This window comes from Streptomyces sp. NBC_00234 (genome assembly GCF_036195325.1).
GTDB lineage: Bacteria > Actinomycetota > Actinomycetes > Streptomycetales > Streptomycetaceae > Streptomyces.
Genome location: NZ_CP108101.1, coordinates 1,061,758 through 1,074,522 on the forward strand (window position 1 = coordinate 1,061,758; position 12,765 = coordinate 1,074,522).

Genomic DNA, 12,765 nt, shown 5'->3' on the forward strand with positions numbered 1-12,765 from the left:
CGAGACGCCATTGACCGGTTCCGTTCCGCGTCGCTACGTTCTGCGCCATGTTCCGTTCAGCTCTGCTCACTTCGCGCGGTCACATCGACCTGCTGCGGGTGGCCTCCGCCGCGTGTTGTCGCGGCTGCTGACGTTCTCTCAGCGCTTCTCCCTACGGTGACCGGGTGCGTGACGCGCCCGCTCCTGCCGTACGCGTCCGCGCACCGCCTCACCCTCCCCCTCCTGTTGCGCCTGCCGTTGCACCCGCGCGTCCGCCTGTCCTAGCGGACCCGCGCCCGGCATGGTGCGGCACGGCGTACGGGGCGTGAGGGGTGCGGCCCCCGCGTTTCCCTGCTCATGGAGTCCTCATGACCGTTGACCATGCCCCGCCGGATATATCGCCGGTATCCGGTAAGTCCTTCCCCTCCCCCGCGCCTCCCCTCGATCTGGAACCGGTCCTGCCAGAGGCGGCATCAGGTCTGCGGCTCGGTTCGGTGCCGCGATGGATACGGCGCACCATCGGCCCGCTGCTGCTTCTCGCGCTGTGGCAGGTGTCCAGCGCCACCGGGGTCCTGCACCCGGACGTGCTTGCCTCTCCCGGCACCATCGCCCGTGCCGGTGCGGATCTGATCGCGGACGGCACCCTGCCCTCCGCGATGGGTGTGTCGCTCCGGCGGGTCGCCGTGGGGCTGCTGCTCGGCGGGATCATCGGCACGGCACTCGCGCTGGTGTCCGGGCTCTCCCGGCTCGGCGAGGACCTGGTCGACGCGACCGTGCAGATGCTCCGGACGGTTCCCTGGGTCGGCCTGATCCCTCTGTTCATCATCTGGCTCGGGATCGGCGAAGCCCCGAAGGTGGCACTGATCGCGCTCGGGGTCGCCTTCCATCTGTATCTGAACGTGTATGCCGGAATCCGCGGTGTCGACGCCCAACTCATCGAGGCAGGGCAGTCGTTGGGGCTCGGCCGGTGGGGTCTGATCCGGCATGTGGTGCTGCCGGGTGCGCTGCCCGGCGCCATGACGGGGCTGCGCTACTCGCTCGCGACCGCCTGGCTGGCGCTCGTGTTCGGCGAGTCGATCAACGCCGACGCCGGCATCGGGTTCCTGATGAACCAGGCACGGGAGTTCTTCCGGACCGACGTCATCGTCGTCTGCCTCGTCGTCTACGCCTTCCTCGGCCTCACCGCCGATGTCATCGTCCGCATTCTCGAAAGGCTGCTGCTGCAATGGCGACCGACCTTCACGGGCCAGTGACCGCCCCCGGCGCCGAGCCGGACCCCGCCGTACGGATCGAGGGGCTGACCCGGTCCTTCGCCGGAAGGCCCGTGATCGACGGGCTCGATCTGACCCTGCGGGCAGGGGAGTTCACCGCCCTGCTCGGGCGGAGCGGCTGCGGGAAGTCCACTCTGCTGCGGGTGCTCGCCGGGCTGGACCGCGAGATCAAGGGCACGGTGCTCGTGCCCAGGCGGCGGGCCGTCGCCTTCCAGGCCCCGCGGCTGATGCCGTGGAAGCGGGTGTGGCGCAACGTACTGCTCGGGCTGCCGGGCAACCCCGAACGCGCCGTGGCCGAGAAGGCGTTGGCGGAGGTGGGGCTGTCCGAGCGTTCGGGCGCCTGGCCCAAGACGCTCTCCGGCGGCGAGGCGCAGCGCGCTTCGCTGGCCCGGGCTCTGGTGCGCGAGCCCGATCTGCTGCTGCTCGACGAGCCGTTCGGCGCGCTCGACGCACTGACCAGGATCAAGGCCCAGCAGTTGGTGGCCGAGCTATGGCAACGGCGTGGCTGCGCCGTGCTGTTGGTCACCCATGACGTGGACGAGGCGCTCCTGCTCGCGGACCGGGCCCTGGTGATGAGGGACGGCGGGATCGCCTACGACACCCCCGTGGACCTGGACCGGCCGCGCGGTGTCGGCAGCCCCGGATTCGCCGCCCTGCGCTCGCGACTGCTGGCCGAGCTGGGCGTCGAGAGCCCGTCCGCTCCGGCCGAGGCCGCCTGAACCGGACCACCACTCACTCCATACCACCTCCCGAAGGAGAAACCATGAGACGCCGTACCCTGCCCGCCCTGCTGCTGCCGTTCACCCTGCTGCTCGCCGCCTGCGGCGGGACGTCCTCCGCCGACACCGGGAGCACCACGGACGGCTCGGGCGCCGTCACGCTCAACGTCGGTGACCAGAAGGGCGGTTACGAAGCCATCCTGCGCGCTTCCGGAGAGCTCGACGACCTCGACTACCGCATCAAGTGGTCCACCTTCACCTCCGGACCACCCCTGCTCGAAGCGGTCAACGCAAAGGCCGTGGACATAGGAGGGGTCGGCAACACGCCGCCGGTCTTCGCCGCCGGCGCCGACTCGAAGATCGTCGTGGTGGGAGCCACCCATGGCTCGTCGGCCGGTGAGGTGATCGTGGTTCCCGGGGACTCGCCCCTGAAGAGCCCCGCGCAGCTCAAGGGCAAGTCGATCGCGGTGGCGCAGGGCAGCTCCGCCCACTACCAGTTGGTCGCCTCCCTGAAGAAGTCCGGCCTGTCCGTCTCCGACGTCGAGCTGAACTATCTGCAGCCCGCCGACGCGCTGGCCGCGTTCAGCCGGGGCAAGGTCGACGCCTGGGCGATCTGGGACCCGTACACCTCGCAGATCCTGCGCACCACGAAGGCCCGGGTACTGACCACCGGCGAAGGCGTGGTCAACGGGCTCGGCTTCCAGGTCGCCTCGCCCTCCGCCCTCGCGGACAAGAAGAAGTCGCGGGCCATCGGCGACCTGCTGGTGCGTCTGGAGCGGGCGCAGGGCTGGGTGTTCAAGCACCCCGAGGCGTGGGCGAAGGTCTGGGCGAAGGAGACGGGCCTGCCGTACGAGGTGGCGCTCGACGCGGTGAAGCGCAGCTACGGCACGCGGGTCCCGGTCGCCATCGATCCCGCCGCGATCGCCTCCGAACAGGCGATCGCCGACACGTTCGCCGAACTGAAGCTGATTCCCCGCCGCTTCACCTTCGAGGACTACGTCGACACCCGCTTCAACCGTGATCTCCCCCCTTCCTCCACCGCTCCGCGTTCCTACGGAAAGGCATCCTCATGACCGTCTCCCTGCACTGGTTCCTGCCGACGGGCGGCGACGGCCGGACTCTGGTCGACCGGCACGCCTACACCGACGGCGGAATCAAGCGCGACCGGATCACTCCCGTCAGCGGCATCCGCGCGCCCGATATCGAGTACCTGATCCAGATCGCCAAAGCGGCCGAACAGCTGGGCTTCGAAGCCGTACTGACGCCGACCGGCACCTGGTGCGAGGACGCCTGGCTGACGACGGTCGCGCTGGCCCAGCACACCGAGCGGCTGAAGTTCCTCGTCGCCTTCAGGCCCGGGGTCATCTCCCCCGTGCTCGCCGCGCAGATGGCTGCCACGTACCAGCGGATCACGCGGGGGCGGCTGCTGCTCAACGTGGTGACGGGCGGCGACTCCACGGAGCAGCGGCGCTTCGGGGACCACCTGGACCACGACCGGCGCTATGCCCGTACCGCCGAGTTCCTGTCGGTGGTGAAGGGCGCGTGGAGCGGGCGGCCGTACGACTTCGCGGGCGAGCACTACCAGGTCGACGGTGCGCTGACGGCACTGCCGCCCGACCCACTGCCGGAGATCTTCTTCGGCGGTTCCTCGGCCGCGGCCGGGCCGGTGGCGGCGGCGCATGCCGATGTCTATCTGACCTGGGGCGAGCCCCCGGCCGCCGTCAAGGAGAAGATCGACTGGATCCGGCGGCTGGCGGAGGAGCAGGGACGCACCGTCCGCTTCGGGATACGGCTGCACACCATCTCGCGCGACTCCTCGCGCGAGGCGTGGGCGACGGCTGACCGGCTGCTCGGCGATCTCGACCCCGAGACGATCGCCGCGGCGCAGCAGGCGCTGGGGCGGAGCGAGTCGGTGGGCCAGCAGCGGATGCTCGCGCTGCACGGCGGATCCCGCGACAAGCTGGAGATCTCGCCGAATCTCTGGGCGGGTGTCGGTCTGGTACGGGGCGGGGCGGGAACGGCCCTGGTCGGCAGTCATGCGGAGGTGGCCGACCGGATCGAGGAGTACCACGCACTGGGTGTGGAGCACTTCGTGCTCTCCGGATATCCGCATCTGGAGGAGGCGTACTGGTTCGGCGAGGGCGTGACGCCGGAGCTGGCGGCGCGGGGGCTCCTGTCATCGGTCCCGGCCTCACCGCTGCTCTCGGTGCCCGCGGCCAACGGGCGTCCGGCATCGGCCCCGGGCGGCGCTCCGCTACTCGTCGCCGGGGGCCGCTGAGCGGAACCCGGCCGACGAGTCCTGGATCTTCCCGGGCACGGGAAGATCCAGGACCCGGACGCAGTTGGTAGAAGCGTGAACAACTTCGGGATGCGTGAGCTGGACGTGGTCGTGGTGGGCGCCGGGCAGGCGGGCCTGTCGAGCGCCCACCACCTGCGGCGGGCCGGGCTGGAGCCGGACCGCGACTTCGTCGTCCTCGACCACGCCCCCCGGGCGGGCGGCGCCTGGCAGTACCGCTGGCCCTCCCTCACGTACGGCAAGGTCCACGGCATGCACGCCCTGCCGGGCATGGAGCTGACCGGCGCCGACCCCGCCCGGCCCTCCTCCGAGGTGATCGGCGAGTACTTCGACGCGTACGAACAGCACTTCGACCTGCGGGTCCACCGGCCGGTGGAGGTGTACGCCGTGCGCGAGGGGGACGGCGGCCGGCTGCTCGTGGAAACCTCCGAGGGGACGTACGCCACCCGTGCCCTGATCAGTGCGACGGGCACCTGGGACCGGCCCTTCTGGCCGCGCTACCCGGGCCAGGAGACCTTCCGGGGACGCCAGCTGCACACGGCGGGCTACGCGGGGCCCGCCGAGTTCGCCGGGCAACGGGTGGTCGTCGTCGGGGGTGGCGCCTCCGGCACCCAGCACCTGATGGAGATCGCCGACGTGGCGGCCGAGACGTTCTGGATGACCCGCAGGCCCCCGGTGTTCAGGGACGGGCCGTTCGGCGAGGAGCAGGGGCGCGCCGCCGTGGCCATGGTGGAGGACCGCGTACGGCGCGGACTGCCGCCCCGGAGCGTGGTGAGCGTGACCGGGCTGCCCCTCACGGAGGCGGTCCGGGACGCGCGCGAGCGCGGAGTCCTCGACCGGATCGAGATGTTCGACCGCATCACTCCGGCCGGGGTCGCCTGGGACGACGGCCGGACCGTGGAGGCCGACGTGATCCTGTGGGCGACCGGATTCCGGGCGGCCGTCGACCATCTGACCCCGCTGAAGCTCCGCGAGCCCGGCGGCGGCATCAAGCTCGACGGCACCCAGGTGGTACGGGACGAGCGCATCCATCTCGTCGGGTACGGCCCGTCGGCCAGCACGATCGGGGCCAATCGCGCGGGACGGGCCGCGGTCCGTTCGGTGATGCGCCTGCTGGACCGGGCCGGTCGGGCCGAGCCCGCCCCGGTCCCCGCCTGACGCGAGCGCCGGGCTCAGCCCGTGGTGGCGGAGCTGCGGTTGCGGTTGAATTCCTCGACGTTCGTGAGCTGCTCGTCATAGCTGTCGGTGAAGCGGGTGTCCCCCGGCCCGACGGTGACGAAGTACAGCCAGGGTCCGGGCGGCGGACTGATGGCCGCCTGCATGGCCTGCTCCCCCGGGTTGCCGATGGGGGTCGGCGGGAGCCCCTTGCGCTCGTAACTGTTGTACGGGCTGTCGATCTTCGTGTCGCCCGTGGTGGTGTCCAGGGTGGACCGCTTCAGCGCGTAGTTGAGCGTCGAGTCCATTTGCAGCGACATGTCCTGGGCCAGCCGGTTGTAGACGACCCTGGCCACCTTGCCCATGTCGGAGACGGTGTCGGCCTCCGCCTGGACGACCGAGGCGATCGTCACCGTCTGGTAGACCGAGACGCTGTTGCGCTCGGCCCCCGCGGTGATGTGGTCCGCACCGAACCGCTTGACCGCCGTGTCCACCATGTAGCGCAGCAGGCTCGCGGGCGTCGTGTCCTCATCGACGGGATACGTCGCCGGGAAGAGGTAGCCCTCGGGGTTGCCGCCTGCCGCGTCCGGGAGCGACAGTTCGGCCGTGGGGACGGCCTTCTCCGTGGAACCCGGCGCCAGACCGAGCGCCTTGTCCGCCGCCTCGTACACCTGGGAGGCGCGCCACCCTTCGGGGATCACCAGGGAGCGTGCCTGCGCCTTCTCCTCATCCGAACCGAGGACCAGCAGGGGCACCAGCACCGCTGCCGCCAGGACGAGGACGGCGCCGATGAGCATCACCAGCCGCCCGCGCCGGGTCGGGCGGAGTCTGTGGCGGGGCGGGGCGGACCGGGACTCGTTCACCATGCGGGCACGTTAACCCGGACATATGCACCAATCCGGCATCTGGCGACGGACGACACGAACCGCACAGGCATCACCAGAACACGCGAACAAGGAATCGGGTGTTCGCTCGAACGCGTGGTCGCATCGGTTTTCGTTGCTCAACTCCGCTGCGGAGCCTGATGATTACAGGGCGCAAGCGACGGGCTGCAGACCGCGACCGCGCAGTCCCACATATGCACCACGCACAAGGAGAAACACCAGATGAACTTCCTCACCAACCTGCTCGCCGGCGTCGTCCACTTCGTGGGTTGGCTCGTCTGACCATCGCTCCACCGGCGCCGCCGCTCCCCGTCCCACGGGAGCGGCGGCGCTGCCGTGTGCGGTCCCCCTCAGCCCTGGGACGGCCCGGCAGCCGGCCCCGCGAAGGGCGGCAGGGCGGCGAATCCGGGGTCGACCGTGACGGACTCGGCGAGTGCGTCGAGGATCCTGCGCACGCGACTGAGCGGATGGTCCGGGAACTCGGCGTCCCACCGGGCATGGTCGGCCACATGGAAGGGAAGCCCGCCCTGGACATCGGGGGCGTACGGATGCGGGCGGAAGTACTGCTCGGGGCCGACCTTGGCGAGCACCACGGCTTCGCGCATCCCCGTCATGCCACGTTCGACGGCCTGGATCTTCACGACGGTGCTGCATCTCGCGCGCGGCACCGTGAAGCTGCCGATGAACGCCTGCCCGCTGGGCGCGCCGGGCAGGGGCAGCTTCAGTATCTGGCGCAGGGCGGGGACACCACCGAGCTTCTTCACCGATGCTTCGATCAGCCCGCCGCCGACCTGTGCGGTGTAGCGGGTGAGCGAGCTGCGCAGGGTCGGGCCGTCGTCCAGTCCGGCTGCCAGATCCGGGGGCAGGTCGAAGAAGTGCAGCGTCACCACGTCGCCGTCGTCATTCGCCCAGGCATCGGTGTCCACAGGCCGGAATCCGGGGAGTTCGACCCCGTACAGAGCTCTCATGCGCGGCGATCATGCCCTACGCCGGTCCGGCGGCCCACTTCGGGTCCTGGTTCACTGTGCGACCGGTGCCGGTTCCCGTTGGGTGTCGCGGCGGATCAGGGCCGCGTACCGGCCCTCCCGGCCGAGGAGCTCCTCATGGGTGCCGCGCTCCGCCGTGCGACCACCGTCCAGGACGATGATCTGGTCCGCGCCGCGGACCGTGGACAGCCGGTGCGCGATCGTGAGTGTGGTGCGTCCGGCGGAGAGCGCGTCGATCGCCGACTGCACGGCGTGTTCCGTACGCGTATCGAGCGCGCTCGTGGCTTCGTCGAGGATCAGCACAGGAGGGTCCCGCAGAATCGTGCGGGCGATCGCCAGCCGCTGCTTCTCGCCGCCGGAGAAGCGGTAGCCCCGCTCTCCGACCAGGGTGTCGTACCCGTCGGGCAGCGAGGCGATGTGGTCGTGGATCTGTGCGGCGCGGGCCGCTGCCTCGATCTCCGCGTCGGTCGCCTCCGGCTTGGCGAAGCGGAGGTTCTCGGCGACGGAGGCATGGAAGAGATAGGTCTCCTGGGAGACCACACCGACGGCCCTGGCCAGGGTGTCGAAGTCGAGGTCCCGGACGTCGACGCCGTCGATCGTGACCCGGCCGCCGGTGACGTCGTACAGCCGGGGGACGAGATAGCTGAGGGTCGACTTGCCCGAACCGGTGGGTCCGACGACGGCCAGACTGCTGCCGGCGGGCACGGTGACGTCGATGCCCGTGAGGGTGGGTCCGCTCTTCTCGTCGTAAGCGAAGTCGACCTCCTCGAAGGCGACCTCGCCGCGGATCTTGTCCAGCCGCACCGGCTTCTCGGGCTCGGTGATGTCCACCTTCAGGTCGAGGTACTCGAAGATCCGCTGGAAGAGCGCGAGGGACGTCTGCATCTGCACTCCGGTGGAGAGCAGGCTCACGGCGGGCCGGAACAGGCCCTGCTGGAGCGAGACGAAGGCGACGAGCGTGCCGAGGGAGACGGCGGTGGCACCCGACTGGAGTGTCATACCGGCCGCCCAGTAGATGACGGCGGGCATGGCCGCCATCACGATGCCGATCGTCGACATCCGCCAGCGCCCGGCCATGCTGGAGCGCACTTCGAGGTCGACGAGACGCTCGGACTCCTCGGCGAAGCCCTTGGTGAGCGATTCGGAACGCCCCATGGTGCGGCCGAGGAGGATGCCGCTGACCGAGAGGGACTCGGTGACCGTGGCGGCCATGGCGGCCATCTGCTTCTGGCGCTGCGTCGTGATCCTCTTGCGCTCGCGGCCCACCCGTCGGCTGATCCACACGAAGACAGGCAGCAGAAGCAGCGAGACGACGGTGAGCCGCCAGTCGAGCGCGAGCATGGCGACGACGGTGGCGATGACCGCGGTGAGGTTGGAGACCAGCGAGGTCGCGGTCGAGGTGACCGTCGCCTGCATGCCGCCGATGTCGCTGGCGATGCGGGACTGCACCTCGCCCGTGCGGGTCTTGGTGAAGAAGGCCAGCGGCATCCGCTGGAGCTGGGTGTAGACGGCGGTGCGCAGGTCGTGCATGACGCGCTGGCCGACCGTCGTGGAGATCAGGGTCTGCACCACGCCGAAGACGCTGGTCATCACGGCGGTGAGGATCATGCCGAGGGCGAGCAGCGAGAGCAGGCCCGTGCGGCCCTGGGGAATGGCGGTGTCGAGGATCTCGCGCAGCAGGAACGGCGAGGCCACCGACACCAGCGACGAGGCGCCGACCAGTAGACCGACCAGCGCGAGGCGGCCACGGTAGGGGCGGAAGAGACGGAAGATGCGGCGCAGCTCTGCGGGCGGCTGGGCGGCATCCTTGGGCGGGGGCGTCCACGCGGGTTCGTCGGGTTTCATGGGCTCCTTCGGCAGACGTGCGGCAATGGAATTTCGAAGAGCATAGCTCATTGTTACCTATACTCACAATGAACGGAGTCCTGATATTGTTCCTTCATGGACTCCCCCGATTCCGACGGCCTGCTGGCCGAACAGCTGCTGCGGCTCACCCGCAGGCTCCACCGCATCCAGAGCCGCCAGCTGGAGCCGATCGGCATCACACCCGCACAGTTCCGGCTGCTGCGCACCGTCGCGCACTACGACGGCCCGCCCCGGATGGCCGATCTCGCACAGCGCCTGGACGTCGTCCCGCGCGCCGTGACCAGCCTGGTCGACGCCCTGGAGGCCGGCGGCCGGGTGCGCCGCGCACCGGACCCGGCCAGCCGCCGGGTGGTGCGCGTCGAGATCACCGACGAGGGCCGCGCCACTCTCCGGTCCCTGCGCAGCGCGCGCCGGGCCGCCGCAGAGGAGATCCTTGCTCCATTGACCGCCGATCAGCGTGAGGTGCTCGGCGGCCTGCTGTCCGCTCTGGTCGACGGGATGCCGGAGCGCCGCTGCTGAGACGGCGCCGAGCGCCGCACCGCCGAGGGGACCTGCCATGCCGCTGCTGGAACCGAAGCCGGAATCCCTCCGTCCTGGCACGGCGCGCACGCCGTCCCACGACCGGGTCCCCGACCGGATGGCGCAGGGCACGCCGGAGCCCCTGCGCTCGGAGCTGGTGGCCCTGCTCGGCGCCGACAAGGTGCTGTGGAAGATCTCCGACCTCGTGCGGTACGCCTCCGACGCCAGCCCCTACCGCTTCCTCCCCCAGGTGGTGCTCGTCCCGGAGGACATCGACGACATCTCCGCGATCCTCTCCTACGCCCACGGCAAGGGCCGCGAGGTGGTGTTCCGGGCCGCGGGCACCAGCCTGAACGGCCAGGCCCAGGGCGAGGACATCCTCGTGGACGTACGCCGTCACTGGACGGGGGTCGAGGTCCTGGACGGCGGGGCGCAGGCCCGGATCGGACCCGGGACCACCGTCCTGCGGGCCAACGCCGCACTCGCCGCGCACGGCCGGCTGCTGGGTCCCGACCCGGCCAGCGCCATCGCGTGCACGGTCGGCGGGGTCGTCGCCAACAACGCTTCCGGGATGACCGCGGGGACGACCCGGAATTCGTACCGCACCCTCGCCTCGCTCACCTTCGTGCTGCCCGGCGGCACCGTCGTCGATACGGCGGACCCGGCCGCGGACGACCGGCTGGCCCGTGCCGAACCGCGCCTGTGCGAGGGCCTGCTCGCGCTCAAGGCGGAGATCGAGGCGGACGAGGAGCTCACCGCCAGGATCCGCGCCAAGTACGAGATCAAGAACACCAACGGATACCGCCTCGACGCGTTCCTCGACGGTGCGACGCCCGCGGAGATCCTTCGTGGGCTGATGGTCGGCTCCGAAGGCACCTTCGGCTTCATCTCCGAGGTCGTCTTCGACACGCTGCCCCTGGACCGCAGGGTCTCGTCGGCGCTCCTGTTCTTCCCCTCGCTGTCGGCCGCCGCCGCGGCCGTTCCCCGCTTCAACGAGGCGGGCGCGATCGCCGTGGAGCTGATGGACGGCAACACCCTGCGTGCCTCGGTCAGCGTCAAGGGGGTCCCGGCCGACTGGGCGGCCCTGCCCAAGGAGACGACGGCGCTGCTGGTGGAGTTCCGCGCCCCCGACGAGGCCGGACAGGAGGCGTACGAGAGGGCGGCGGCCGAGGTCGTCGCCGGTCTGGAACTCGTCACGCCGGCCCTCTCGGTCACCAACGCGTTCACCCGCGACACCGCGGCCATCGCCGGTTACTGGAAGGCGCGCAAAGCCTTCGTCACCGCGGTCGGCGGCTCCCGCCCGTCCGGTACGACCCTGATCACGGAGGACTTCGCCGTGCCGCCGGCGCGCCTCGCCGAAGCCTGCCGGGCACTCCTGGAGCTCCAGGCCGAGCACGGGTTCGACGCGGCGGTCGCAGGCCACGCGGCCCACGGAAACCTGCACTTCCTGCTCGCCTTCGACGCCGCGGAACCCTCCGACGTCGACCGGTACGCCGCCTTCATGGACGACTTCTGCCTGCTCGTCGTCGACCGGTTCGACGGCTCGCTGAAGGCCGAGCACGCCACGGGGCGCAATATCGCGCCGTTCCTGGAGCTGGAGTGGGGCTCGAAGGCGACGGAGCTGATGTGGCGTACGAAGCAGGTCATCGATCCCGACGGAGTGCTCGCTCCCCGCATCGTCCTCGACCGTGACCCGAAGGCCCATCTGCGCGGGCTCAAGACGATCCCGAAGGTGGAGGCGGTCGCCGATCCGTGCATCGAGTGCGGCTTCTGCGAACCGACCTGCCCCAGCGAGGACCTGACCACCACACCGCGCCAACGCATCGTGCTGCGGCGGGAGATGATGCGCCAGAGCGACGGCGCCCCGGTGGAGGACGGTCTGCTCGACGCGTACGGGTACGACGCGGTGGACACCTGCGCGGGCGACTCCACCTGCAAACTGGCCTGCCCGGTCGGCATCGACACCGGGGCGATGATGAAGGACTTCCGTCATCGGCGGCACTCCCCGCGCGAGGAGCGGATCGCCGCGCTGACCGCGAAGAACTTCGGGGCGGTGGAGACCGCGGCCCGTCTGGCGGTGGCCGCGGCCGACCGCATCACCGACCGGATCGGCGACCGCCTGCTGGAATCCGTCACCGGGCTCGCCCGCAAGGCCGTGCGCCCGGACCTGGTGCCCGAGTGGCTGCCGGAGATTCCCGGCGCCGCCGCCCGCAAGCCGCCCCGCACGTCCAGGGTCGGCGCCCACGCCGTCTACTACCCGGCGTGCGTGAACCGCATCTTCGCCGGCCCCGATCCGCAGCAGCCCTCACTGGCCGAGGCCGTCGTCGCCGTCTCCGCCCGCGCCGGAAAGCCCGTGTGGATCCCCGACGACGTCACGGGCACCTGCTGCGCCACGATCTGGCACTCCAAGGGCTACGACGAGGGCAACAGGGTGATGGCCAACCGCATGGTGGAGGCCGCCTGGGGCTGGACCGCGGGCGGAAAGCTCCCCCTGGTCGTCGACGCCTCGTCGTGCACCCTGGGCATCGCTCACGAGGTGGTGCCCTACCTCACCGAGGACAACCGGGAGCTGCACCGCGAGCTGACCGTCGTCGACTCGCTCGTGTGGGCGGCGGACGAGCTTTTGCCGGAGCTGACGGTGCTTCGCAGGACCGGTTCGGCGGTCCTGCACCCGACCTGCTCGATGGAGCACCTGGGCGACGTCGGGCATCTGCGCAGGGTCGCCGAGGCATGCGCCGATGAGGTGGTCGTACCGGACGACGCAGGGTGCTGCGCCTTCGCGGGCGACCGCGGCATGCTGCACAAGGAACTGACGGCTTCGGCCACCGCGAAGGAGGCGGCGGAGGTCGGCGCCCGTGCGTACGACGTGTATCTGTCGGCCAACCGGATGTGCGAGATCGGGATGGACCGGGCGACGGGGCAGCGGTACCACTCGGTGCTGATGGAGCTGGAGCGGGCGACCCGCCCGTAGGTACGGAACGCCGCGACGGCGGCGGCCGGATCTGGCCCCCGGGAGGCCCCGGCGCGGAAAACCGTTTGCCTCGGACCAGGGCAGGACGCGAACCTTGCACGGTTTGGTCCCCCACCCAT

Annotated in this window: 11 protein-coding genes; 8 read left to right on the forward strand and 3 right to left on the reverse strand. The window is 70.7% G+C overall.

Annotated features, from left to right (window positions below; genetic code table 11):
* The first annotated feature begins 47 nt into the window (after window positions 1-47).
* The 6 genes from OG230_RS36380 to OG230_RS04410 all read left to right on the forward strand — a co-directional run bounded on the left by OG230_RS36380 (window position 48) and on the right by OG230_RS04410 (window position 5,423).
* Window positions 48-131 (forward strand): putative leader peptide, encoded by an 84-nt coding sequence (locus OG230_RS36380; protein ID WP_311307964.1) that lies wholly within the window; start codon window positions 48-50, stop codon window positions 129-131.
* A 216-nt stretch (window positions 132-347) separates the two neighbouring features.
* Window positions 348-1,232, forward strand: a complete 885-nt coding sequence (locus OG230_RS04390) for an ABC transporter permease (RefSeq protein ID WP_328908796.1) — start codon at window positions 348-350, stop codon at window positions 1,230-1,232.
* Entirely contained in the window at window positions 1,205-1,969 is a 765-nt protein-coding gene (locus OG230_RS04395; protein ID WP_328908797.1) for an ABC transporter ATP-binding protein, read from the forward strand. Before OG230_RS04390 ends, OG230_RS04395 begins: the two co-directional genes overlap by 28 nt.
* A gap of 44 nt (window positions 1,970-2,013) precedes the next feature.
* Window positions 2,014-3,042: an ABC transporter substrate-binding protein gene (locus tag OG230_RS04400; RefSeq protein WP_328908798.1), complete on the forward strand. Its 1,029-nt coding sequence runs from the start codon at window positions 2,014-2,016 to the stop codon at window positions 3,040-3,042.
* On the forward strand, window positions 3,039-4,247 hold the full coding sequence (locus tag OG230_RS04405) for an LLM class flavin-dependent oxidoreductase (protein ID WP_328908799.1): 1,209 nt from the start codon (window positions 3,039-3,041) through the stop codon (window positions 4,245-4,247). The genes OG230_RS04400 and OG230_RS04405 overlap by 4 nt, the downstream gene beginning before the upstream one ends.
* Before the next feature lie 90 nt (window positions 4,248-4,337).
* Window positions 4,338-5,423 carry an NAD(P)-binding domain-containing protein gene (locus OG230_RS04410; protein WP_328911304.1) on the forward strand — a complete coding sequence of 362 codons (1,086 nt, stop codon included), beginning with the start codon at window positions 4,338-4,340 and terminating at the stop codon, window positions 5,421-5,423.
* 14 nt (window positions 5,424-5,437) lie between these two features.
* Here the strand turns inward: OG230_RS04410 and mltG are convergent, their stop codons facing one another.
* The 3 genes from mltG to OG230_RS04425 all read right to left on the reverse strand — a co-directional run bounded on the left by mltG (window position 5,438) and on the right by OG230_RS04425 (window position 9,135).
* Window positions 5,438-6,286, reverse strand: a complete 849-nt coding sequence (gene mltG, locus OG230_RS04415; protein WP_328908800.1) for an endolytic transglycosylase MltG — start codon at window positions 6,284-6,286, stop codon at window positions 5,438-5,440.
* 368 nt (window positions 6,287-6,654) lie between these two features.
* Window positions 6,655-7,272, reverse strand: a complete 618-nt coding sequence (locus OG230_RS04420) for a hypothetical protein (RefSeq protein WP_328908801.1) — start codon at window positions 7,270-7,272, stop codon at window positions 6,655-6,657.
* Window positions 7,273-7,323: 51 nt separating this feature from the next.
* Complete coding sequence (locus OG230_RS04425; protein WP_328908802.1) at window positions 7,324-9,135, reverse strand: ABC transporter ATP-binding protein; 1,812 nt, start codon at window positions 9,133-9,135, stop codon at window positions 7,324-7,326.
* 96 nt (window positions 9,136-9,231) lie between these two features.
* On the opposite strand from OG230_RS04425, the gene OG230_RS04430 reads away from it, so the two are divergent.
* Window positions 9,232-9,675, forward strand: a complete 444-nt coding sequence (locus tag OG230_RS04430; protein ID WP_328908803.1) for a MarR family winged helix-turn-helix transcriptional regulator — start codon at window positions 9,232-9,234, stop codon at window positions 9,673-9,675.
* A gap of 37 nt (window positions 9,676-9,712) precedes the next feature.
* On the forward strand, window positions 9,713-12,646 hold the full coding sequence (locus OG230_RS04435; RefSeq protein WP_328908804.1) for an FAD-binding and (Fe-S)-binding domain-containing protein: 2,934 nt from the start codon (window positions 9,713-9,715) through the stop codon (window positions 12,644-12,646).
* Window positions 12,647-12,765: the final 119 nt, after the last annotated feature.

Coding starts and splice junctions, on each gene's coding strand:
- OG230_RS04435 (WP_328908804.1), top strand. CDS start 9,713: ATGCCGCTGCTGGAACCGAAGCCGGAATCCCTCCGTCCTGGCACGGCG.
- OG230_RS04405 (WP_328908799.1), top strand. CDS start 3,039: ATGACCGTCTCCCTGCACTGGTTCCTGCCGACGGGCGGCGACGGCCGG.
- OG230_RS04410 (WP_328911304.1), top strand. CDS start 4,338: ATGCGTGAGCTGGACGTGGTCGTGGTGGGCGCCGGGCAGGCGGGCCTG.
- OG230_RS04430 (WP_328908803.1), top strand. CDS start 9,232: ATGGACTCCCCCGATTCCGACGGCCTGCTGGCCGAACAGCTGCTGCGG.
- OG230_RS04420 (WP_328908801.1), bottom strand. CDS start 7,272: ATGAGAGCTCTGTACGGGGTCGAACTCCCCGGATTCCGGCCTGTGGAC.
- OG230_RS04390 (WP_328908796.1), top strand. CDS start 348: ATGACCGTTGACCATGCCCCGCCGGATATATCGCCGGTATCCGGTAAG.
- OG230_RS36380 (WP_311307964.1), top strand. CDS start 48: ATGTTCCGTTCAGCTCTGCTCACTTCGCGCGGTCACATCGACCTGCTG.
- OG230_RS04425 (WP_328908802.1), bottom strand. CDS start 9,135: ATGAAACCCGACGAACCCGCGTGGACGCCCCCGCCCAAGGATGCCGCC.
- OG230_RS04395 (WP_328908797.1), top strand. CDS start 1,205: ATGGCGACCGACCTTCACGGGCCAGTGACCGCCCCCGGCGCCGAGCCG.
- OG230_RS04400 (WP_328908798.1), top strand. CDS start 2,014: ATGAGACGCCGTACCCTGCCCGCCCTGCTGCTGCCGTTCACCCTGCTG.
- mltG (WP_328908800.1), bottom strand. CDS start 6,286: ATGGTGAACGAGTCCCGGTCCGCCCCGCCCCGCCACAGACTCCGCCCG.